This is a genomic window from Sporomusaceae bacterium (genome assembly GCA_031460455.1).
Classification (GTDB): Bacteria; Bacillota; Negativicutes; order Sporomusales; family UBA7701; genus Anaeroselena.
Genome location: JAVKTQ010000026.1, coordinates 1 through 21,611, shown reverse-complemented (window position 1 = coordinate 21,611; position 21,611 = coordinate 1). Strand labels below are relative to the sequence as shown.

The following is a 21,611-nucleotide window of genomic DNA, read 5'->3' as shown; positions in this document are numbered from 1 at the left end:
CTGACGCCGCTTGAACAACGACGTCAGTCTGCGTAATTTCATGAAATCCTGCGATAGGCCTCTTTATTCGTGTCTATTGGATAGGGTTCAGTCCAGTAGGCAGTCTTTCTTCATTAGCTAGCTAATCTGCTATTTCCTAATGCTTTTACGCAATTCGTCCATTTCTTGGCGCAAGCTGCGGACTTCTTCAGCCCATTGGCCGCCTGGCATCGATTGGTGACCGCACCAGTAGGCGAACCTGGGCCTGAAGAAGCGACAGGCCAGAAACATTAAGACGAGTATCAATATCGGCACGAGGAACATTATCCACGGCATTCCCCAGCCACTCCACCCGCCCCACAGCGGGCCAGTGCAACACATAGTGAGTCTCCTTTCGTCAGTTAGGGTCCAGAGTTCGTATGCCGACTCTAGTTTTGGTCGAAGCACTTCCTGACGGTGTGATCGGCGACGATGCCGGCGTATCCTTCGATTTGTTCTCTCGACAGGTCGAAGATTTCGAAATTGGCGTCCCGGTCGAAAGAATACAGTTTGCTGGCGTCGATAACGGTTGCCGCGAGATCGGGAATCCGCGATCTTAGTACTGTGAGCCCGCAGCAGAGGGGGCACCCTTCGATGGCGACGACTTCCGGGGCCCGTTTGACAAGTTCGGCCATGCCGGAATCGCCGGTGGCGGCATCGCCCAGGCAGATACGGACCGCGTTATCGGCCTGGAGTCGGTATGCGAGCAGGTTGGCGGCGGATCGGGCGACCTCGCCTTTGATGCAAGCGCCTTCGCAGGCAATTACGGCTTTCTTGGGTGGCAGAGCCATCTGCTTCTCTGAGTAGCGCTGCCCATCGGGGCATATTCGCCCCGTGACGCACGATGAGGTACAACATCCAGACATTTTATTTCCTCCTGAAACTTAGTTGCTGCTATTGCGCGCAGCCACAGCCCGAACCGCAGCCCGGCTGAGCCGGCGCAGGGTTTTCGGCCAATAGTTTGGCGATAAGCTTTTCCATCGACTTGCCGGCGCCATCTTTTACTGCTTTGCCGACTTCTGTGGCGGCTTTTATTTCCTGGTCGGTCAGGCCGACTTCTCGGGCCCTGGCTGTATGGTACTCCAGGCAGGGGTGGCAGTTGGCGGCCACCGAGGCTCCGACGGAAATCATGGCAATTGTTTTCGCACCTAAAGACATTTTGATTTTCACCTCCTTCACCCTTTTAGACGAAAAATGCCGCTAAAAGGATACGCTAAGAAATAAAAACGCCGCTCATTTTTTGAGCGGCGTTTTTCTCAGGGCGAGTGGTTTGGCATTTCTTCTTACCGGTCCTTTGGGTTCGCAGGCTAGCTGGTTGCAGTCAGTTCGGTAGAAGATGCAGTTGGCGGCGAGCTCCTGCCGGAGTTTTTCCCTGGCGCGATGAAGCCTTATCTTTACTGTGCTTAAGCTCAATCCGAGAATGGCGGCGATCTCGCTGTTCCTTAACCCTTCCATTTCGCTGAGGATCAGAACGGTCCGATAATTGCCGGGGAGGAAACCGACATAGCTCTGGATACATTGGTTCATCTCCTTACGGACCAGTTGGTCTTCCGTGGAAGGTGGCGGGCTTGCGCAGGCAGAGCTTCGTGTTTGATCGTGTTCGGGGCCGTAAACGGTGGAGGCCGCCTGTTTGAAGACGCGGCTGCGCAGCCTGTCGGCGGCAATGTTGGTAGCTATTTGATATATCCAGGTGGAAATGCTGGACTGGCCTTTGAACGTGTCTAAGCCCTGGTTCACCCTGATGAAGGTTTCCTGGGTTAGGTCGTCGGCTTCGTTCTCTCCGGCCAGCCGTGCCAGGTAGCGGCGGATCATCGGGCGGTGATCGGCGTATATCCGGTCAAAATCCGGCGTGTTTTCAGACATCGGGATACTCCTTTACGCTTTCTAGGGGCAGGCGATGAGTTCGCGCGCCCAGAGGCAGTCTCCGCAGGATGGCTGGTTGCCCCAGCAGTCGGCCTCGTTGCTGTCGGCCATCCTGCACCCGTCTACCTGGCGGCAGTCAGTACAGGAAGGGTACTGGGAATTGCGGACGGTCCACCGGAACACGGCGAACTTGGGGTCAGTCCAGATATCTGCCAGCGAACGCTGACTGACGTTGCCGAAATGTTGGGCGAAGATTTCTTTCTCGCGCCCGAGGATGAAGCACTTATAGTTGTGCATGTAGGCGTAGCACGGGCTGACGCCACCGTCGCAGGTGACGGCGACTGCCCTGTCATTAACGAATTTGCAGTTGCGCTGAGTTCTCAGTTTCATGTTCGGCGAGATCTTTGAGGCGAGCAGCACTGATTCGTGGCCGAACCCGTCCAGGCTAACGTCCTCGTCGTACAGTATCTCGTCCTTCATACTCGCGTGGTACGGCAGAATATTGGTGACAATGAACTTTTCGGCACCCAGGGCGTCTATGGTGCGCCGCATGGCGGGCAGGGAGGCGAAATTAGTTTTGGTGGCCACGAACTCGATACCGAGACGGGGTAGTTTTCTGCCACTCGCCTTTTTTAACTGCTGTAACCGAGCAATGTTTTCGATTACTGCGTCATAATCGGCACCGGGGCGAATTTTTCCGAAGCACTCTGCGCTGGGGCCATCAAGAGAGACGTACAGCCAGTCAAGAGGAATATCGATAAGGTTTCTGGCAACATCGGCGTTGAGCAATGATCCGTTTGTTATCATTTCGATCTTGGGGCCCGCGCTCTTGCAAGCTGCAAGCATGTCGAGGATGCGAGGATGTGTCAACGGCTCGCCGAACCCACCGAAATGTATCGTTTCGACTTGGGGCAAATACTTTAGGCTGGCCATAATCCGGGTAAATGTTGCTTCATCCATTGCCCCGATTCGGTCCGACCAGGCGTGACGGATACAGGTTACACAGGAAAAATTACATTCTGTGGTTGCTTCAAGGTAAATCTTGCGAATGTCCGGCTGAAGAGGCAGTTCGACGATCTCGTTGCCTGTGTTGAAACGGTAATGATTCACAGTAGCTCCTCCCAAGTTATGCAACCGTTGACCGGTAGATTTGCGTTATAGTAATATATAGATAAATCGATGCATATCTATATAATAATAATAGCAGAGGAGCATATTTATGCCAACATCAAAAAAGAAAGTCCTTTTGGTGTTTGTCAGGGATGCTATAAGGACTTGGATAATCGAGAACTTTCGAGGTGGTGAAGATAAATCATGAAGAACATCAGCGAGGTGTTCAAGGCGTTGGGGGATCCTACCAGGCTTGAGATTGTGAGACTGCTGATCGGTAAAGAGCTGTGCGTCTGCGATATCATCGATTCATTTCAGGTGTCGCAACCGACGATATCCCATCACCTGCGGGTGCTTAAGCAGGCCGACTTGGTGAAAGACAAGAAGGAAGGAAAATGGATATACTACAGCCTCAACAGCGGATCCTTTGAGGCGATAGAGAAGTTTTTCGAGCAATATAGAACGAGCGGCAAAGTAGAGAGAGTCCGTACTTGCAGTGAGGAGGAGTAAACGATGGCCGGCGAAAAGCGACTTAATTTCTTTGAACGGTATCTCAGCGTCTGGGTGGGGGCTTGCATAGTCGTAGGCATTATTCTGGGCAAGCTTTTTCCGGGGGCGGTCGGTGCTCTGAGCAAGATGGAGGTCAGCCACGTCAATTTGCCGATCGCGGTGCTGATCTGGCTGATGATCTACCCGATGATGCTCAAGATAGACTTCGGCGCCATTTTGAAAGTGGGCGACAAGCCGAAGGGTCTCTTCATCACCCTGTTCGTCAACTGGATCGTCAAGCCGTTCAGTATGGCTTTCCTGGGCTGGCTATTCTTCAAGCATGTGTTCATCGGCCTTATCGGCACAGAACTCGCTAACGAATATATCGCCGGCGTCATTATTCTGGCGGCCGCGCCCTGCACGGCCATGGTGTTCGTCTGGAGCTATCTCACCGACGGCGATCCGGCCTACACCCTCGTCCAGGTGGCGGTCAACGACCTCATTATGCTCGCTTTGTTCGCGCCTATCGTCATGTTCCTGCTAGGAGTATCGGACATCATCGTACCGAAGGACGTCCTCTTCATGTCTGTGTTTTTATATATCGTGATCCCCTTGGCGGCCGGGTACGTCACACGAAGATATCTGCTGAGTACCAAAGGGGAGGAATGGTTCAACAACAACTTCCTCGCCCCCTTGAAGCCTGTAACCATCATAGCCCTGCTCGCCACCCTAGTCATCATCTTCGCCTTCCAGGGCGAAGTCATTCTCGGCAACTGGTTCAACATCATCATTATCGCCGTGCCTATCACTATCCAGGTGTATTTCAACGCCTCGCTGGCATACGGCCTGGCCAAATGGTTGAAGGTGCCCCACTCTGTGGCCGCGCCGGGGGCGTTGATCGGCGCCAGCAACTTCTTTGAACTGGCGGTAGCGGTCACCATCTCGCTGTTCGGTCTCCAGTCCGGGGCGACGCTGGCGACGGTCGTCGGCGTGCTGGTGGAGGTGCCGGTGATGCTCTCGGTGTGCGATTTTTGCAACCGTACCAAGCACTGGTTCGACCAGGGCAAGTGCGAGCAAGGGTAGTATTGCCCTCAAACAGTACCGGACCTTTAGTATCGAAATGACAAGGTTCTAGTGATCGGCGGTGTAGAAGATGGTTAAGGAAATAGAGGACTTATACAGTTGTCTGGGAAGATTGGAGGAAGCCTATCAAACGGAATTTTCCGATCTACAGCAGTGTTTGGCGATTAACGAAGCCAGGCTTAAAGTGGAGACTGCTGTTTCGAAGTTAGAAACGCTGTTGATTAAGTTAAAGCAAAATGCACCCAGCACCGGTGAGGCTGTTGCTAATAGATAATCAGGAGACAGTGCAGGTAGAACATCCGATGTTTCGCCGAATAGTCGCAGTTATTCTGCGGCTATTCTTTTTTCATTCCATATGGAATATTTTTCTTGACGCGGCAAGCACGAGCATTGTAACATATGTCTGAAGGTTATGCATATAGATATAATGCATAGGAGGAATATATATTGAAATACCAGTCCAAAGAATACTGGGCCAGTCTGATAAAAATGAGCCTGTCGCGCTTTTTCATTTTACATGTGCTGTATAAAGAGCAGTTGCATGGGTATGAAATTACCAAACGGGTTTCCGGGATCACCGGCGGATGCTGTGCTCCTACTGAGGGTAGTCTGTATCCGGTGCTGAAGGAGTTCATCGACAACGGATTGGTGAGTGTCGAGACTCAATTCGTCTCAGGCCGCGAGCGTAAGGTATACACAATCACTGAAGAAGGACGTCAGGCATACGTGGTAGGTGCACAGGCGTGGACCGAGGTGTCTGCCCATATTCTACGTGCTGTGGAGGAAGACTCGCAGAAGTGTCTATAAGGCCGTAAATAAGGAGGTAACGACTTGTTTGCGTTAAACGATCTGATAAATGCGGGCGAATACTTTCTGTTCATAACGGGAGAACTGCTTGCCCTGTTTATCGGCGTATCTTTTTTTGTCGCGATGCTCCGGGAGTTCATTTCCGAGGAGACGCTGAGGAATTTTCTTACCAAACCGTCGAAGTGGACTGGGAATATTCTTGGAGCCTTCTTCGGGGCGCTAACGCCGTTCTGTTCCTGTTCCACCATTCCGATTCTGGTCGGATTGATGAGTGCCGGGGCTCCATTCGGGGCGACCATGTCTTTTCTCGTCGCTTCTCCACTACTCAACCCGGTTATCCTTGCCCTGTTTCTTCTATTGTTGGGCTGGAAGGTAACAATTCTTTACGCTTCAGTCACTTTTATAGCCGCCGTCCTAAGCGGAGCTGTATGGGAACGGATGGGCCTTGCCAGCGATTACAAGATGGCTGGCCAGCAGAGCACTTGCTGTTGCTGCGACTGCGGGCCCGTCGAGCCGGACACTATGCCTGTTAATTGGCAGGATAAGACGAAACGCGCAGGAGTACAGACTTGGGCGCTATTTCGTCAGGTTTTGCCATACCTGCTGTTCGGGGCGGGAATAGGGGCGTTCATATATGGCTTTGTTCCCGAGGAATTTATCATCCGGGTCGCAGGCCCGGATAATCTCCTGGCGATTCCCGTCGCAGCCGTAGTCGGCGTGCCAATGTATATACGGGTTGAAACGATGTTGCCGATTAGTTCGGTGCTACTCGAAAAAGGAATGAGTCTCGGCGCATTAATAGCGCTGATCATTGGCGGCGCCGGGGCCAGCATACCTGAGGTGACGCTTTTGGCGTCCATTTTCAAGGCAAGATTGGTAGCTGTTTTCGTAGTAACGATTCTATTTGTTGCGATTGTTGCAGGATATATTTTTCAGGTCTTACAGACGGCCATTATCTGAATGGGGGAATACTCCGCGACTGCCAGCAATAAAAAGCGAGGCTGCTCGCCTCACGCCTAGCAGCCTTGCCTGGATGCATATTTGTGCTTGAGAACCCTTTTGAGCTAAAAACGGCTGACAATCATTCCACACAGTTTCTCAGTTAGCTCGGGCGCAGGGACGGTTTTGCCTTTTTCCAGCCCCATCTGGGTAAGGAAAATGGCTTGCGGTTCGATGCCGATGTTTTGGATGGTCTTCATAGCGCAGCCTGTTTCGCACCCATCAATCGTAACGACCATACTGGCGGCTTTCGCAGCGTCGATGAAAGGCTGAAGACCAGCACCGATTCCGGCGAGACAGCTGGCTTTATTCGTGGCAAAGCCGTCTTGCCTGAGCTTCCGGCTGACGGCGTCCGCAACGCCACCAACATCTGCACACCCTGCGCATCCATATACGATTTTCGGAGCGCTGCTCGCTTGGCACCCGCAGTTGCATGACATGGACTTTCTCCTCCTTTTAATTACAAATATATTATAATATGATAAAATTATAAAACCAGTAATTGACAATGTCAACAGTTGGTTAGAAGAGGGTGGCTGTATTGCGGGACCAAATTGACGTTCTCTGCGGAAAGTATATTGTCCAGGTGGATGGTGGAAAGAAATGAGTGGTACGGCTAATCTGTTTACCGAAGAGTTTACGCACAGCCTCCATATCTTTATCGCCAGGCGGATAGCAAACCCGCAGGACGCCGAAGATGTGCTGCAGGAGGTCTTTTTCCGTACCTACAGGCATATTGATACCCTGAAAGAAGCAGGAAAAGCCCAAGCCTGGGCTTTTCAGATTGCCCGCAATACAATAAACGACTACTATCGCGCCCGCAAGACTGCCGAACCGCTTGAAGGGATCTCCGATCGGGCAACGGTTGAGTATGAAGAGAATGGCAATAAGGAGATCGCAGGGTGCTTGCCGGCAATGGTCGGTCACCTTTCCGAAAAGGACCGGCTGGCTTTACTGCTGACCGAGTATCAGGGCTTGACGCAGAAGGAAGCAGCGGAAATGCTGGGACTGTCTCTATCGGGCACCAAATCGCGCGTCCAGAGGGCCAAGCGGAAATTGAAGAAACTGATTACTGGCTGCTGCAGCCTTGAACTTGACCGTCGTGGAAACATTGTCGATTACAAGCAAAAGGAAAAGACTAACCCATTTTGTGATTTGTCGTGAAAAAGCTGCGTCCTTTTGGCGAAACCTCCGTCTTAATATACGGGTTCAACGATAAATGACGGGAGGAAACCACAATGGAACAAAAGACAAAAGGCTGCGGTTGTCAGAGTATCGATAAACCTGCGCAAAGCGGGTGCTGCTCAGGCGCCGCCAGTGAAGCGAATTGTTGTCCCCCTGGGGGAAGCGGCGAAAAGCGTCTGCTTATCGAATTCATGTTCATCGACCTAACGGTATGCGACCGCTGCCTAGGGACCGACGCCAGCCTGGAAGAGGCCGTAGCAGAAGTGGCAACCGTTCTGAGGGCTACCGGACACGAAATCGATGTCCGCAAGATACTGGTGGAAAGCGAGAATCAGGCCCGCGAACTCGGCTTTGTTAGCTCACCTACCATCCGTATCAACGGGCAGGACATTCAGCTTGACGGCAAGGAAAGCTTATGCGAGTCATGTGGGGATGTCTGTGGGGAAGACGTCGACTGCCGGGTTTGGATATGGCGGGGCCGGGAATATACTACACCGCCCAAGGCGATGATCGTTGACGCGATACTAAGGCATGTTTACGGCGGGCAACAAGCTGCACGCCCGGCCGTTAAGGAAGTACCCGACAACTTAAAACGATTTTTCGCTGCCAAGAACAACAGGTAACTTTGAATCAAAAGGACGGGTAGCCCCGTCCTTTTTTGTTGCGGAATACAAGGCGTAATTTATCATGTTTTGCGCGTTAGCGGCCGCAGTAGCTTCCAGACTGAACAAGAAAATGTTTACAAATAGACACATTTATAATATTATAAACATATAATATTACTAGAGGGGGAAGCGTATGGCTGAAGACATCGTGACAAGGCTTACGGCTGAATTCCTTAAATCGCTGTCGCATCCGGCCCGCATAAGAATACTGCGGCTGTTGACGCCCGGAGAACGCTGCGTTTGTGAACTGATAACCGAAATCGATATCGAGCAGTCTAACCTCTCGCAGCACTTAGGAGTGCTGAAGAAGCAGGGGATCATAGATTCACGCAAAGAAGGGACTAAGGTTTTTTATCGGATAACACATCCTTCTGTGCTTGAAGTAATCAGGGCGGTGGAAAAGACAATCGGCGATCAAATCAGTGAAAGCCAGAATCTTCTAAGCCATCTGGGAAAAGGAGGTGGAACCGGTGAAAATTGAAGTCCTCGGTATGGGCTGTCAGAAGTGCGCCAATCTCTACGAAAATACAAAACAGGCGGTCGCCGAACTTGGCATATCCGCAGATATTACCAAGGTGGAAAACATCAAGGATATCATGAATTATGGGGTAATGTCGACGCCCGCTCTTGTTGTCGATGGTGTTGTAAAAGTTTCCGGTAAGGTGCCCGGGAAGGACGAAATCAAGGGATACCTGAAGTAAGATGGCGGGGGGATTAACATGGATAGCTGCGCATTTTCGGCTTATCCAACCGTGTTTTTCGCCTGCTCCGGCGGCTCGAATGTTGGCCAAATCGCTAACGAAGCCTGCCGGCAACTAACTGCTGATGGACACGGCGAGATGTCATGCCTCGCCGGGGTCTGCGCCCACGTTAACGGAATCGTTAAATTCGCCAAAGCTTCAAGAGTAGTAGCCGTAGATGGTTGTGGGTGGAATTGCGCCCGTAAGACTCTCGAAGCCGCGAAAGTTCCCGTGTGTCACCACTTTGTCCTTACCGATTGGGGTATCGAGCGGAAACCTGAACTCTTGCCTGATAAGGAAGAAATAGCGCTGACCAAAAACAGGATTTTGGCCATAGTTGAATAAGCGTGACAGCCACCCAGGTATCAACCGGGGTGGCTGATTCTTTAAGGCACTGGACAATCGATGGAAGATCCTTTCGAAAATAGAAGTGGAAGCTATTTACAAAGCTAAATATATATGATAAATTTATAATATAATAATAATATAAATATTAATGGACGGTGGTAACCATGTCAGAGTTACAGAAGCTATTAGCCATTATCACGGTCTTTCTGCTGGCCTACTTCATGCCGGCCGAAAGCGGGCGCTTCCAAAGCGCGATACTTGAGGCTTTCAGGATGCTTAACGATTACGCGCGCGAGCACGTTTTACTGTGCCTGGTTCCAGCGTTGTTTATCGCTGGGGCAATCTCGACGTTCATCCGTCAGCAGGCTGTGATGAAATACCTCGGCGCTGAAGCAAACAAGGTTCTTGCCTACTGCGTGGCCTCGGTATCGGGGACGATTCTAGCCGTTTGCTCTTGCACGGTCTTGCCGCTATTCGCGGGGATATATTCGCGAGGGGCCGGCATCGGCCCGGCAACCGCCTTTCTTTATTCCGGCCCGGCCATAAATGTATTGGCGATCATCCTCACAGCAAGGATATTAGGCTTTGAGATGGGCGTGGCCAGAGCGGTTGGCGCGGTGGCGTTTTCGATCGTCATCGGCCTGATCATGGCGTTCATCTACAGGAAGGAAGAGGCCGCAAAAAAGGAAGCCTTCGCAATGCCGGAAGGGGAGGAGCCTAGCCGGAAGCTGTGGCAGGAAGTAGTCTACTTCGGTGGTATGGTCGCATTCCTGGTATTCGCCAACTGGGGCAAACCGATTGAACCCGGCCTTTTTGCCACCGTTTACGCCTATAAATGGATACTGGCCGGCGTTAGCCTTGCCGTGGTGATATACACATCTTCAGCCTGGTTTGTTAAGAGCGAACTGATCGACTGGCGCGACAGCACCTGGTTTTTCACCAAGCAGATCATCCCGCTCCTGCTGGGCGGCGTATTGGTAGCAGGCTTCCTCATGGGGCGCCCTGGCCTTGACGCCGGTATCATACCTGACGAATATGTAACAATGCTTGTCGGCGGTAATAGCGTGTGGGCCAACTTATTCGCGAGTGTAGTCGGCGCCTTTATGTACTTTGCGACCCTGACCGAAGTCCCAATTCTTCAAGGGCTCATGGGCTCCGGTATGGGCAAAGGCCCCGCCCTCGCTCTGCTCTTAGCCGGCCCCGCGCTCAGCCTGCCGAGCATGGTCGTCCTGCGTCAGGTCATGGGGACCGAGAAAACCTTTGTATATGTGTCGCTGGTCGTGATTATGGCGACGGTGACGGGTATGATGTACGGTGCTTGGTTTTAAGTTGTAAAGAGTCGTTCTCTATAAGATAGATATTGTATTTGGCAATAGGCAAAGGAAAATGCCGCACCCGATGAGTGCATTAGTTAGTTGAACACTTGTCTAACGAACTACCTATTTGAACCGGAACAATGGACGTAGTCGGATAATAGGTTGCGAGTTCGCAAAGAGGCAAACTGGGGTTAATAGACCGTATTAGCGAGTTAGTGTCTAACGAATGTCTAAGGGACACATCTGCTTTTATCTGGAAACGGCGGAAGTGGAAGTACAACAAATCATTGATTTATAAGGATTGTGGACGGAGGCAATGTGTACTGGACACCATTCGCTTGAATGGCATTCATGTATGGAATATAAATAGTGAGGCGCCTTTTGGCGCCTCGTTCTTTTACAAGAATGTGATTCAGTCAGTTGGGGCAAAAGATCCACCGGATTTGGGGCAAAAGATTCCGTTGTTCACCTTGAAAGCTCCTGGCAGGAATTGCAGAAGTATACCTCGACTTTCGTTGCCAAGCACTGCTGAACCATGTATGCAAACCATTCAGTCGGGGAGGCTTCGAAGGAAACTATCGGATGTTTACAAGGTAGAATTCTTTATCCTCCTTGGTCGGAATGGCTTAATGACTTAGGGCCGCACTAAGTGCGGCCCAACGGGTCTTTTGTTAAGAAATTTGTCGAAGATTGTCACGCGAGCGGTTATGGTTTCTTTTTTATTTAAATCCTCGGATCAAAGTCCGCCATTGTATCTCATATCCAGATTGCGTTAAGCTAGCTATCTAATCGATACATTTATATTATACCAAATGCAGGGCTTCGTCCACAAATATTGAAATTGCTCGAAAACTGAAAATAGCTTGTTCTTCCAGTTAATTGACGGCGAATTTAGCCGAAATGCAAATGTTTAGATAAAATAATTTTATCATATTTATATTATCATTACAATTAAATTCTGTCGCTATTTAGCCCATGTTAGTGTGACGAATTCCAGAGTAGGCGGACGGTTTTGCACACAAAAACGCCAGCCAAGAGGCCAGGTTGCTAAACCTTGCTAATCAGACACCTTGGAATAGGTTACATTCCTGCGCATGTGTTTCATGAAAGATCCTACAGAAACAGCATTTCTTTCTCGTAAAGACTCTTGTTTCACAACCTGCGCTTGAATGGCATTCAAGAGCTCAAAAACCAGGGTATCAATTGCGGGGCTTGCGGCAACCCGTATATACCGGTAACTGGCTATCACTACTATAAAGGCGATGTTAAGGTGATTCCGTTAGATTGAAACTCAGTGCCCGGTTATCCGGGCGTTTTTTCTTTTTCCGGATCATCTCAGGCTTGGCTGCTTTTGCGTGAGTATGAATAACACCTTAAGTAGGGCTGCGTTATCGCTTGAAGATCAGAAATGGTGCTTTCCGCTTTTACCAGGAGCTCTTCCTGGGTGGATAACCTTTCAGAATAAGAGGATTTTAATAGTGTTATAACTACCTCCAGAAAAGTCCAAAGTTGCATAAAATTTAAGACTAATATAACACACCTTAAATATAATTTACATAACATCGGCAGACTCAAAAGATTTTGAAGCGACTCTGCCATACAAGCATATTCAGTATTCCTCCGGGCCCCGAAATGTTTTTGTCTGCCATTGTTACTTGACAACTCTATTACTATATCAAGCCTGGGTGGCGGAATGGCAGACGCGGCGGACTCAAAATCCGCAGTAGGCAACTACGTGGGGGTTCGAGTCCCTTCCCGGGCACCAAAAGCAAAAAGCTCTCGAATGTTCGAGAGCTTTTTTCGTTCCCCAAAGTACACGATGTAATAGTATAAACAATTTTATACATTTTGTCCAGTGCGAGGATAATCCGTAAGAGGTCCTCGTACGGGGAGTTGTTGGACAAGCACTCGGGGAGTAGTAATGTTGAAACTAGTAATTGCTAGCTCCAGTGGTGCGAGAATGATAGCAATGTGAGAAACGTGTTAGAATGCCGCTCCTGCTCTATCACATTTGTTAGAATGTTCACAAAGTTCTAAGTTTCACAATGTGAGACAAGTCAGCTTGTTCGCTAGTTTCTTCGGAAGATGGCGCCTTCATTGCCGAAATGGCATGGTTTTTGCAATATTTAGAGAGCAGAGTTTATTCTACGAGGAGGAACGAAAGCGTGAAAAAGAAACTGGCGTTATTGATTATCCTGGTACTGTGTGTCTCGCTGGCTCTTGCAGGCTGTGGCGGCGGGAGCAAGAAGAGCGGCGATGCCGCTAAAGACACTAAGAGCGTAACCACTATCAAGGTCGGTCACGTTCTGGCTCCCGACCATCCCTACACACTCGGTTTGAAGAAATTCGCCGAGATCGTCGACAAGAAAACCGACGGCAAAGTAAAAGTCAACGTGTTCCACAGTTCTCAGCTCGGTAACGAGCGTGACATGATCGAGGCACTTCAGCTTGGTACTCAGCAGATGGCTCTGGTTTCGACGGCGCCGCTGGCCAGTTTCACCAAACAGTTTCTGGTATTTGACCTCCCCTTCATATTCAGCGATTACAAAGGCGCCTATAAAGTACTCGACGGCGAAATCGGCCAGGGTGTTTTGAAGACGCTCGAAACGCAAGGCATCGTCGGCTTGACTTATTGGGAGAACGGTTTCCGTCATGTGACCAACAGCAAGCGGCCTATCCAGAAACCTGGGGACTTAGACGGGCTGAAGATCCGTCTGATGGAAAACCCCATCCACATGGATACTTTTAAGGCAATGGGCGCAAACCCGATGCCGATGGCTTTCGGGGAACTGTTCACCGCTCTGCAGCAGAAGACGATTGACGCGCAGGAAAACCCGGTGCCGATCATCTGGACCTCCCGTTTCTACGAAGTGCAGAAGTATTGCAGCCTGACCGGCCACTTCTACGCCGCCGCTCCGCTGCTGGTCTCCAAGAAGTTCTTTGACGGACTGCCGGCCGACCAACAAAAAGCTATCCGGGAAGCCGCGGTGGAAGCCCGCGACTACGAGCGCCAGCTTCTTGCCCAGCAAAACAAGGAACTAATCGACAAACTGAAAGAGAAGAAGATGGAACTCCTCGAAGTCGACAAGGGGCCGTTCAAAGAGGCTGTTAAGAAGGTTTGGGCCCAGTATGAACCGACCATCGGCAAGGACCTGATCCAGAAGGTAGTTGACGCCCAGAGATAGTCATCCCCTACTCCCCGATATAGAAATGGTGAGGGCAAGCTGGCAAAGCCAGCTTGCCTCACACTTCCAGGAGGGAAATAAGTGAACTTACGGCATCTGTTCGACAATTTGGAGGAATACCTGTGCGTTGGCCTGCTGGTAGTAATGTCCGGGGCTATCCTATGCCAGATACTGTTCCGGTTTGTTTTCGAACTTCCGCTGCGATGGACGGAGGAATTGGGCATCTACGTTCTGTCTTGGGTTTCGTTCATGGGCGCCAGCGTAGGCGTGAAAAGATGGGCTCATATCGGCGTTGAGGCCTTCGTTTTGCTGCTGCCTAAGAAGCTTCAAAGTGCCACCAAGGTCCTGTCGCTCGTTTTGAGCGTTGTATTTTTCGCTATCATGGTGTATTTCGGTTTCGAAATCGTGAATAAGCAGATTGTCACCGGTCAGGTGTCCCCGGCGATGCGTATCCCCATGTATTACGCCTACCTATCAGTGCCTGTGGGCGGAGCGTTCATGCTTATCCGCACCCTCCAACTGCTGCATGTCCAACTAACGCGGGGAGGTGCGAAGTAATGGAAGTAATCCTTTTCTCCTCCTTCGTCCTGCTCGCGATTCTCGGGCTGCCCATCGCGGTGGTTCTGGGCCTTTCCGCCGCCGCCGGGCTGGTTTTGGGCACCGACATTCCGCTCACGGTCGTCGCTCAGCGAATGTTTACCTCCACATCTTCGTTTCCGCTGATGGCCATACCCTTCTTTATGATCGCCGGCGCTCTCATGGAGGGGGGCGGGATATCCCGGCGCCTGATTAATCTGGCCAACACCCTGATGGGGGCGACCACCGGCGGCCTGGCCATGGTGGCCATCCTCACCTGCATGTTTTTCGCCGCTATCTCCGGTTCGGGTCCGGCTACCGTCGCGGCCATCGGCAGCATCATGATCCCGGCGATGGTACGGGCAGGCTACGATTTGGCCTTCGCCGCGGCGATCATGGCCGCGGCCGGCTCGATCGGCATCATCATCCCGCCGAGCATCCCGATGGTTACCTACGGTGTGGTGGGCGGCGTGTCCATCGGTTCTCTTTTCCTGGGAGGCGTAATCCCCGGCCTGATTTACGGGGGGGCACTGATGGTTGTCGCCTACTGGATTGCCCGCAAGCGCGGCTACAAAGGAACCGGCACCTTCAGCGTCAAGGCCCTTTTAGTCGCAACCAAGGACGCTTTCTGGGCGCTTTTAATGCCGGTCATAATCCTCGGCGGCATCTACGGCGGCATCTTCACCCCCACCGAGGCGGCCTGCGTGGCAGTGTTCTACGGGCTGTTCGTGGGCTTCTTCGTGTACCGGGAGCTGAAATTCGGCGATCTTAAGAAACTGCTCGTCAATTCGGCGGTGAGTACGTCGATAGTAATGTTTATCATCGCCACCGCTTCGGTGTTCGGCTGGATTATGGCCAGTGAGCAGATTCCCGACAAGGTAGCCGAGGCATTTATCGAGTTCTCGGACAACCCGATTGTCATTTTGCTCCTGCTCAATGTACTCTTGCTGGTTATCGGCTGTTTCATGGAAACCAACGCGATCATCATCATCCTGGCCCCAATCTTCCTGCCGCTGGTGACCCAGATGGATATCGACCCCATCCATTTCGGCGTCATGATGGTTGTAAACACTGCCATAGGTCAGGTTACACCGCCGCTGGGGGTAAATCTATTCGTCGCCTGCGGCCTGTCGAAGATTTCCATCGAGAGCATTTCCAAGGCCGTACTGCCGATGCTGCTGGCGATGATTGTCGCCGTTCTGATAATCACCTATGTACCCAGCACGGTTATGTTCCTGCCTGACTTGCTGATGAAGTAGGAGGGTCTTATGTTTCCGGTGATGTATGAGGTCAAACAGAAATTGGGCGGACCGCAGGAGCCCGACATCGCCGCCGCAGTAGCCCGCGAGTTCGTACGTCGGGACATGCGCTCCCGTATCATCTCCGGGCAGAAGGTGGCGGTAGCTGCAGGCAGCCGCGGCATTGCCAACATCGCCGCCATCGTCGCGGCGGTGATCGGCGAATTCAAAAAGCTCGGGGCGGTGCCATTCATCGTGCCGGCCATGGGCAGCCACGGCGGGGCCACCGCCGAAGGGCAGGCCAAGGTGCTGAAGCAACTGGGCATCGATGAAGCCACCATGGGGGCGCCGGTGGTATCGAGCATGGAGGTCGTGGAGATTGGCAAAACCCCCGGCGGGGTGCCGGTCTACCTGGATAAGGCGGCCGCAGAGGCGGAGGGCGTTTTCGTCGTAAACCGCGTCAAACCGCATACCGATTTCAACGGGAATGTGGGCAGCGGACTTACGAAGATGGTGGCGATCGGCCTCGGCAACCACCAAGGGTGCGTGACGCTGCACACCCACGGACTGACGGCTAATATACCGCTGGCTGCGAAAGTGGCGATAGACGCTGGGCGCGTCGTCGGCGGACTGGCGATTATCGAGAACAGTCACGAGCAAACGGCCATGCTGCGGCTGCTCTTGCCTGATGAATTCCTCACCGAGGAGCCCGACCTGCTTGCCGAGGCAAGGAGGATGATGGCCAGGCTGCCTGTGGAAGATATCGATGTTCTGATCGTGAAAGAAATGGGTAAGAACTTCAGCGGCACCGGGATGGACACGAACGTCTTGGGCAGGATGCGGGTAGAGGGCGAGCTGGAACCAGAAAGTCCCCGGATAAAACGGGTGGTGGTACTCGATCTGAGCGATAAATCTTACGGCAACGCCCTTGGTATCGGTCTGGCCGACCTCACTACCCGCCGCTTGGTAGATAAGATTGACCATGCCGCGATGTATACAAACGTCCTATCCACCTCCTACCTCGAAAGGGGCAAAATTCCTATATTCCTCGAAAGGGATCAGGATGCGATATCCGCCGCCCTTCGCGCAATCGGACCTGTACCGTCGGCGATGGCCCGGGTGTGTGTTATAAAGAACACTCTGGAACTGGAGACGCTCTATGTGTCGGCGGCACTGAAGGCGGAGCTCGGCCACCTGCCAGCCACGCCTGTCGGCGCTCTTCCCTTCACCGATGCCGGCGAACTTAAGCTTTACGAATGAGCAATACCAAGGGCTAATCGTTACGATTAGTCCTTGGTATTTGATTGGCGGATAACCATATCAGCAAAAAACGTGTGTTGTAGTATAGTGATTTAGGAGATATGATTTAAATGTAGACATAAATCCGTCCATGCCAGCTCTGCCGGATTTTCCGGTATGCTTTGGGGGTGGTTATTTTGCAGGGTACATTTACGGATCGGGAACAATTATATCAAATGATTCTGGATACCCAGCGTGAAGGTGTAAACGTAATAGATATAAACGGGAACATCATCTATGCGAATAAAAGCTCCGCCATCTACGCGCATGCCGACCAGGAGGGCATGATCGGCAAACACATAACCGAGTATTACCCGCGGGCTGTTCTTCTCCAAGTCTTGAAGAGCAAAGGGCCGGTCAGGGATTTTAAAACTGTCCACGACGACGGACGCACTTTTATAGTTAATGCGTTTCCGCTGTTCTCCGCCGGAAATTTCGCCGGCGGTGTGGCAACCTTCCGGGATATAACAGAAATCGAAGAGCTCTCGCGGCAATTGGAGACCCTGGAAATGGAACTGGCCTTCAGCCAGGTGGAGGATGTATTCGAAAACTTCGTCGGCAAAGGTGATAGCCTGGAAGGTGTCCTGGAGAAGGCGCAGCGGTGTATCGCCGCCATCGGCGGGCCCAGGCACTCGGTGATAACGGGTGAGACGGGAACAGGCAAAACGATGCTGGCGAAAGCTATGTATTATTTCGCCGTGAAAAACGGCATCGTCAGGCCGAACGCGCCGTTTATCGAGGTAAACTGCGGGCAGTTCACGAACGCCGACATCGCCGCTATGGAAATCTTCGGAACCGACAAGGGGGCTTTTACCGGCGCGGCCGAAAAGCCCGGCCTGGTCGAATTGGCGAATGGAGGAGTCTTGTTCCTGGACGAGGCCCATTCTCTCGTTCAGCACCAGACCATGTTGCTGAAGCTTATCGAATCGGGTATGGTCCGGAGGATCGGCGGGCGCAAAGACCGTGAGGTTGAGCTGATCGTGATTGCCGCGTCCAGTAAAAATCTGAAAAAAGAGTTTGTTCCGGAACTGTATCAGAGACTTGCCCAATACCAGATCGAGCTTCCGCCTCTGGCGAAGCGAAGTCTGGGAGAAAAGCAGGCGCTGTTTGACCACTTCGTGATGCAGTATTGTGAGCGGGTGCGCATCCGCCAGAATCTCATCCTTAACGTCCGCTTTACAGAACAGTCAAAGGAAATTATATTGAATGCTCACTATGAGCGTAACGTTCGCCAGTTCCGCGATGTGATAAATGCAAGCATCGATGCGGCGGCCCCGCTAGTGAACAAACTTTCCCGCCAGCTAAGCGAGATCAGTGTCGTGGTACACCCCCAAAATATTCCGGTGACGATAATCGACGAAGAACCCGTAAAAGCCTCTCAGGTTGACGGTATGATTCAGGAACTGGCGGAGAAAGGCTTCGGCGCGCGGAAAATTGCCACAAAGCTGCAGAGTATGGGTTACGCTATTGAATATTATCATGTGGCTTATAAACTGAAAAGACTTAGAAACAGCGTTTGAATTTTGTTGTAGTTTCATACGCGTGAATGCTCCGATGGCGTAATCGGAGCATTTTTGTTTCTCACGCGATTGTAACATTATTCTCACGTTTTTCCCCGGAGAGATTGGATATTGGGGTGAAAAGCCTTGATTTTCCTGCATCGCCGGTTCTAATAACATTTGGCACGGAAATTGCTCTAATTAATATTGAAAAGAAAAAACGTTAGCGGGGTATATAATGTGAAAAAAATAACAATAATCGCAACTTAATATGATGACGGTCGTGGGGTTAACATTTAAAATTGTCTGCGCAAGAAGCGGGGATATTTGATCTTCATGGGAGGGGACAAAAAATGGTCAGTAGCATGATACGCGAGATTATCAACGCGATAGGCAAGGATAAGGTTTTGACGGAAAAAGAGGAACTTGCCTGCTACTCGTACGACTGTTCTACATATAAGCACGAACCGGAGCTGGTGGTGCTCGCGCATTCCACCGAGGATGTTATAGCTGTCATGAAGATAGCCCACAAAGCAAAGGTGCCGGTGGTGCCCCGCGGAAGCGCCACGAACCTTTGTGGCGCGACTGTTCCTCTCAAAGGCGGTATTGTCCTTGATGTTCTCTCCATGAACAAAATTATCGAAATAGACAGGGAGAACCTGACGGTTACTTGTCAGCCAGGGGTAATCACTGCTGAGCTCCAAAATACGGTTGAGAAAGAGGGCCTGTTCTTCCCGCCCGATCCCCAGGCCATGAATATGTCGACAATAGGCGGGAACGTCGCACAGGACGCGGGAGGACCGCGCGGGGTTAAGTATGGCGTCATGCATAATTATGTTCTGGGACTCGAAACCGTTCTGGCCGACGGCAGCGTTTTACGGACAGGCGGCAAGACCACCAAAGATGTGAGCGGTTATAACCTCACGCAAATTCTGGTCGGCTCGGAAGGTACCCTGGGGGTATTCACCGAGGTAACGCTGAAGCTCATACCTAAGCCGGAAGCAAAAAGAACGCTGGTCTGCGCCTTCGATAATCTGCATGATGCATCGCGGACGGTGACGAAAATCATCGACCATAAGATTGTCCCTTCGATGCTGGAACTGTTAGACAAAACGAGCGTCAACCTTATCCAGAGCTACGTCGATTCCGGCTATCCGACCGACGCTGCCGGGGTGCTGCTTATCGAGGTGGATGGAAGTCCCTCAGAGGTTGATAAACAGATAATTCTCGTATCCGAACTGTGCAAAGAGTGTAACGCGCGCGAGATCAAAGTGGCCCAGACCACGGAAGAAGCTGATGCTATCTGGGTTGGCCGGCGGTCGGGGTTTGCCGCGCTTTCCGCGTACAAGCCGACAGTTGTGGCCGAAGACGCTGTGGTGCCGCGGGACCGCCTGCCCGAGATGGTGGCCAAGATCCAGGAGATCGCGGCCAAGTATGGCATGCTATTGCCTACGTTCGGGCACGCAGGGGATGGAAACGTACATCCGCACATTTGCTTTGATCCCCGCGATGAAAAAGAGACGGCGAAGGTCCCCTTTATTAAAGATGAGATCTATCACGCCGCGCTCAGCCTCGGGGGCAGCATCAGCGGAGAGCATGGAATCGGCATCGCCAAGAAACACTTGGTGCCCCTGCAGCACAGTGAGCTCAATCTTGGCATCATGCGAGGAATAAAGGCGGTGTTCGACCCCGACAACATCCTTAATCCGGGAAAGGCTATTTAGGTGACCGCCGTGGAAAAGATGGAAAAGCTGGCTAACGTAAAGCCGGGGGTTACTCCCGAATTGGAAAAGCTATACCACGATACCGACAACTGTGTGCGTTGCGGCCGCTGCACAGCGGTCTGCCCGACGTATAAGGCGACCCGTAAGGAGATGATGTCGGCCAGAGGTCGGGTACATTTGGCGAGGAAATACCTAGAAGGAAGCCTGGGAGTGAGCAAGACTTTCAAGCTATACAACGACTTGTGCCTTGGCTGCGGGGCCTGCCTCGAAGTATGTCCGCCCAAGATCAAAACAGACGAGCTCGTCGGCCTGATCAAACAGGATATCTTCGGCAAGCAAGGCCACTCGCTCGACGAGATGATGATGCTTAAGTCTTGTTCCTATCCGCAGTCTTTCCGGTGGATAGTAAAAATGATCGACCTCAATAAGCAACTGGGGCTCGTTCACCTCTTGCCCCCGGAGCTCAAGGCCAAGGCCAACATGTTCCCGCCGGCTCCAGACAAAACGTTGGGGGATTTGGTCAAGGGCGTGGAGCTGACCCGAGGCGGCGGACGACCCAAGGTCGGGTACTATCCGGGCTGTCTGACGCAATCGCTCTATCCCGACGTGGGTATGGCGGTGGTCAAGGTGCTTATCAATCATGGTTACGACGTCGTAATTCCTGCCGAGACGGTGTGCTGCGGGCTACCCCACAAGGAGGGCGGCGAGCATTCCGAACACCGGAAGCTGGCCGGCAAGAACATCGAGTTTTTTGCCAGCCAGGAGGTCGATTATATCGTGACCAATTGCGGTACATGCACTCACGCTCTCAAGGAGTACGGCCACATCTTCATGCACGATCCGGCGATGACGGGCAAAGCCGAAGAGTTTGCGGCCAAAACCCGCGACATCATGGATTTTCTCACCGAGGTCGCCGGCCTTAAGGCCGGGCCGCGGTCCCTAGGCGGGATAAAGGTTACTTATCACGATTCGTGCCATCTCAGCCGACGCCTGGGTGTTGTCAAGCAGCCCAGGAAGTTGCTGGCCGCTTTGCCGGGGCTGACGTTCCAGGAAATGCCGAAAGCCAACTGGTGCTGCGGCGCGGCAGGGTCCTACAGTTTCAAGCATCCCGCGACTGCCCGGCAAATTCTCGAACAGAAGATGGCTAATGTTGCCGCAACGGGAGCGCAGGTGGTTACGGCGGGTTGTCCGTCATGCCTTATGCAGCTGGACTATGGAAAGCGCGAGTTCGGGGTGGATTGCCTGGTCAAGCATCCCGTCCAACTGCTCGCCGATACTTTTTGCAACTGAGGGAAGGAGGCTAGGCGTCCAATATAGCGAGACTAAAGACAGTTAAGACAATAATAGGGAGGCAATCAAAATGGCGAAAAAGAGTATTCTCGACTTCCAGAGCATGGTGAGCAAGGGTGAAAAAATCGTTTACCTGACCGCCTACGACTACCTTACGGCCAAGATGCAGGAAAAGGC

General features: G+C 52.0%; 23 protein-coding genes and 1 tRNA gene. 19 read left to right on the top strand and 5 right to left on the bottom strand.

Annotated features, from left to right (window positions below; translation table 11 throughout):
* Positions 1-407 precede the first annotated feature (407 nt).
* The 4 genes from RIN56_20125 to RIN56_20110 form a co-directional block, all read right to left on the bottom strand.
* Positions 408-884, bottom strand: a complete 477-nt coding sequence (locus RIN56_20125; protein ID MDR7869104.1) for a putative zinc-binding protein — start codon at positions 882-884, stop codon at positions 408-410.
* A 28-nt stretch (positions 885-912) separates the two neighbouring features.
* The gene (locus RIN56_20120; GenBank protein ID MDR7869103.1) at positions 913-1,176 is read right to left on the bottom strand and encodes a carboxymuconolactone decarboxylase family protein; all 264 of its coding nucleotides are present in this window, start codon (positions 1,174-1,176) and stop codon (positions 913-915) included.
* A 75-nt stretch (positions 1,177-1,251) separates the two neighbouring features.
* The gene (locus RIN56_20115) at positions 1,252-1,881 is read right to left on the bottom strand and encodes an RNA polymerase sigma factor (GenBank protein ID MDR7869102.1); all 630 of its coding nucleotides are present in this window, start codon (positions 1,879-1,881) and stop codon (positions 1,252-1,254) included.
* A 21-nt stretch (positions 1,882-1,902) separates the two neighbouring features.
* A complete protein-coding gene (locus tag RIN56_20110; protein MDR7869101.1) occupies positions 1,903-2,991 on the bottom strand; it encodes a tungsten cofactor oxidoreductase radical SAM maturase in 1,089 nt (362 codons plus the stop codon).
* A 204-nt stretch (positions 2,992-3,195) separates the two neighbouring features.
* Between RIN56_20110 and RIN56_20105 the strand changes: the two genes are divergently transcribed.
* From RIN56_20105 to RIN56_20085, 5 genes are all read left to right on the top strand, one after another.
* The gene (locus tag RIN56_20105) at positions 3,196-3,501 is read left to right on the top strand and encodes a metalloregulator ArsR/SmtB family transcription factor (protein MDR7869100.1); all 306 of its coding nucleotides are present in this window, start codon (positions 3,196-3,198) and stop codon (positions 3,499-3,501) included.
* Between the two features lie 3 nt (positions 3,502-3,504).
* Entirely contained in the window at positions 3,505-4,563 is a 1,059-nt protein-coding gene (arsB, locus tag RIN56_20100) for an ACR3 family arsenite efflux transporter (protein MDR7869099.1), read from the top strand.
* Between the two features lie 70 nt (positions 4,564-4,633).
* Positions 4,634-4,837, top strand: a complete 204-nt coding sequence (locus RIN56_20095; GenBank protein MDR7869098.1) for a hypothetical protein — start codon at positions 4,634-4,636, stop codon at positions 4,835-4,837.
* A gap of 173 nt (positions 4,838-5,010) precedes the next feature.
* The gene (locus RIN56_20090; protein MDR7869097.1) at positions 5,011-5,370 is read left to right on the top strand and encodes a PadR family transcriptional regulator; all 360 of its coding nucleotides are present in this window, start codon (positions 5,011-5,013) and stop codon (positions 5,368-5,370) included.
* A 24-nt stretch (positions 5,371-5,394) separates the two neighbouring features.
* Positions 5,395-6,330, top strand: coding sequence for a permease (locus tag RIN56_20085; GenBank protein ID MDR7869096.1), 936 nt, complete (start codon positions 5,395-5,397; stop codon positions 6,328-6,330).
* Positions 6,331-6,434: 104 nt separating this feature from the next.
* Here the strand turns inward: RIN56_20085 and RIN56_20080 are convergent, their stop codons facing one another.
* The gene (locus RIN56_20080; protein ID MDR7869095.1) at positions 6,435-6,809 is read right to left on the bottom strand and encodes a putative zinc-binding protein; all 375 of its coding nucleotides are present in this window, start codon (positions 6,807-6,809) and stop codon (positions 6,435-6,437) included.
* 163 nt (positions 6,810-6,972) lie between these two features.
* On the opposite strand from RIN56_20080, the gene sigZ reads away from it, so the two are divergent.
* The 14 genes from sigZ to RIN56_20010 all read left to right on the top strand — a co-directional run bounded on the left by sigZ (position 6,973) and on the right by RIN56_20010 (position 21,434).
* Complete coding sequence (sigZ, locus tag RIN56_20075; GenBank protein MDR7869094.1) at positions 6,973-7,533, top strand: RNA polymerase sigma factor SigZ; 561 nt, start codon at positions 6,973-6,975, stop codon at positions 7,531-7,533.
* A gap of 212 nt (positions 7,534-7,745) precedes the next feature.
* A complete protein-coding gene (locus RIN56_20070; GenBank protein ID MDR7869093.1) occupies positions 7,746-8,177 on the top strand; it encodes a DUF2703 domain-containing protein in 432 nt (143 codons plus the stop codon).
* A 175-nt stretch (positions 8,178-8,352) separates the two neighbouring features.
* A complete protein-coding gene (locus RIN56_20065; protein ID MDR7869092.1) occupies positions 8,353-8,700 on the top strand; it encodes a metalloregulator ArsR/SmtB family transcription factor in 348 nt (115 codons plus the stop codon).
* The gene (locus RIN56_20060) at positions 8,690-8,920 is read left to right on the top strand and encodes a thioredoxin family protein (GenBank protein ID MDR7869091.1); all 231 of its coding nucleotides are present in this window, start codon (positions 8,690-8,692) and stop codon (positions 8,918-8,920) included. Before RIN56_20065 ends, RIN56_20060 begins: the two co-directional genes overlap by 11 nt.
* An 18-nt stretch (positions 8,921-8,938) precedes the next feature.
* Positions 8,939-9,304, top strand: coding sequence for a putative zinc-binding protein (locus tag RIN56_20055; protein ID MDR7869090.1), 366 nt, complete (start codon positions 8,939-8,941; stop codon positions 9,302-9,304).
* Between the two features lie 167 nt (positions 9,305-9,471).
* Positions 9,472-10,635, top strand: coding sequence for a permease (locus RIN56_20050; protein ID MDR7869089.1), 1,164 nt, complete (start codon positions 9,472-9,474; stop codon positions 10,633-10,635).
* A gap of 1,667 nt (positions 10,636-12,302) precedes the next feature.
* A tRNA-Leu gene (locus RIN56_20045) sits at positions 12,303-12,388 on the top strand.
* Between the two features lie 400 nt (positions 12,389-12,788).
* Positions 12,789-13,808, top strand: a complete 1,020-nt coding sequence (locus RIN56_20040) for a TRAP transporter substrate-binding protein (protein ID MDR7869088.1) — start codon at positions 12,789-12,791, stop codon at positions 13,806-13,808.
* Between the two features lie 81 nt (positions 13,809-13,889).
* Positions 13,890-14,366, top strand: coding sequence for a TRAP transporter small permease (locus RIN56_20035; protein MDR7869087.1), 477 nt, complete (start codon positions 13,890-13,892; stop codon positions 14,364-14,366).
* A complete protein-coding gene (locus RIN56_20030; GenBank protein MDR7869086.1) occupies positions 14,366-15,643 on the top strand; it encodes a TRAP transporter large permease in 1,278 nt (425 codons plus the stop codon). The genes RIN56_20035 and RIN56_20030 overlap by 1 nt, the downstream gene beginning before the upstream one ends.
* Before the next feature lie 9 nt (positions 15,644-15,652).
* Complete coding sequence (locus RIN56_20025) at positions 15,653-16,882, top strand: lactate racemase domain-containing protein (GenBank protein MDR7869085.1); 1,230 nt, start codon at positions 15,653-15,655, stop codon at positions 16,880-16,882.
* A gap of 167 nt (positions 16,883-17,049) precedes the next feature.
* The gene (locus RIN56_20020; protein MDR7869084.1) at positions 17,050-18,441 is read left to right on the top strand and encodes a sigma 54-interacting transcriptional regulator; all 1,392 of its coding nucleotides are present in this window, start codon (positions 17,050-17,052) and stop codon (positions 18,439-18,441) included.
* 332 nt (positions 18,442-18,773) lie between these two features.
* Complete coding sequence (locus RIN56_20015) at positions 18,774-20,144, top strand: FAD-linked oxidase C-terminal domain-containing protein (GenBank protein MDR7869083.1); 1,371 nt, start codon at positions 18,774-18,776, stop codon at positions 20,142-20,144.
* A gap of 18 nt (positions 20,145-20,162) precedes the next feature.
* Positions 20,163-21,434, top strand: coding sequence for a (Fe-S)-binding protein (locus RIN56_20010; GenBank protein ID MDR7869082.1), 1,272 nt, complete (start codon positions 20,163-20,165; stop codon positions 21,432-21,434).
* Positions 21,435-21,611 lie beyond the last annotated feature (177 nt).

Bases quoted from the DNA above. Each gene is read 5' to 3' on its own strand.
- RIN56_20120 (MDR7869103.1), bottom strand. From the start codon at position 1,176: ATGTCTTTAGGTGCGAAAACAATTGCCATGATTTCCGTCGGAGCCTCG.
- RIN56_20065 (MDR7869092.1), top strand. From the start codon at position 8,353: ATGGCTGAAGACATCGTGACAAGGCTTACGGCTGAATTCCTTAAATCG.
- RIN56_20010 (MDR7869082.1), top strand. From the start codon at position 20,163: ATGGAAAAGCTGGCTAACGTAAAGCCGGGGGTTACTCCCGAATTGGAA.
- RIN56_20055 (MDR7869090.1), top strand. From the start codon at position 8,939: ATGGATAGCTGCGCATTTTCGGCTTATCCAACCGTGTTTTTCGCCTGC.
- sigZ (MDR7869094.1), top strand. From the start codon at position 6,973: ATGAGTGGTACGGCTAATCTGTTTACCGAAGAGTTTACGCACAGCCTC.
- RIN56_20050 (MDR7869089.1), top strand. From the start codon at position 9,472: ATGTCAGAGTTACAGAAGCTATTAGCCATTATCACGGTCTTTCTGCTG.
- RIN56_20125 (MDR7869104.1), bottom strand. From the start codon at position 884: ATGTCTGGATGTTGTACCTCATCGTGCGTCACGGGGCGAATATGCCCC.
- RIN56_20105 (MDR7869100.1), top strand. From the start codon at position 3,196: ATGAAGAACATCAGCGAGGTGTTCAAGGCGTTGGGGGATCCTACCAGG.
- RIN56_20025 (MDR7869085.1), top strand. From the start codon at position 15,653: ATGTTTCCGGTGATGTATGAGGTCAAACAGAAATTGGGCGGACCGCAG.
- RIN56_20095 (MDR7869098.1), top strand. From the start codon at position 4,634: ATGGTTAAGGAAATAGAGGACTTATACAGTTGTCTGGGAAGATTGGAG.
- RIN56_20070 (MDR7869093.1), top strand. From the start codon at position 7,746: ATGTTCATCGACCTAACGGTATGCGACCGCTGCCTAGGGACCGACGCC.
- RIN56_20015 (MDR7869083.1), top strand. From the start codon at position 18,774: ATGGTCAGTAGCATGATACGCGAGATTATCAACGCGATAGGCAAGGAT.
- arsB (MDR7869099.1), top strand. From the start codon at position 3,505: ATGGCCGGCGAAAAGCGACTTAATTTCTTTGAACGGTATCTCAGCGTC.
- RIN56_20030 (MDR7869086.1), top strand. From the start codon at position 14,366: ATGGAAGTAATCCTTTTCTCCTCCTTCGTCCTGCTCGCGATTCTCGGG.
- RIN56_20115 (MDR7869102.1), bottom strand. From the start codon at position 1,881: ATGTCTGAAAACACGCCGGATTTTGACCGGATATACGCCGATCACCGC.
- RIN56_20080 (MDR7869095.1), bottom strand. From the start codon at position 6,809: ATGTCATGCAACTGCGGGTGCCAAGCGAGCAGCGCTCCGAAAATCGTA.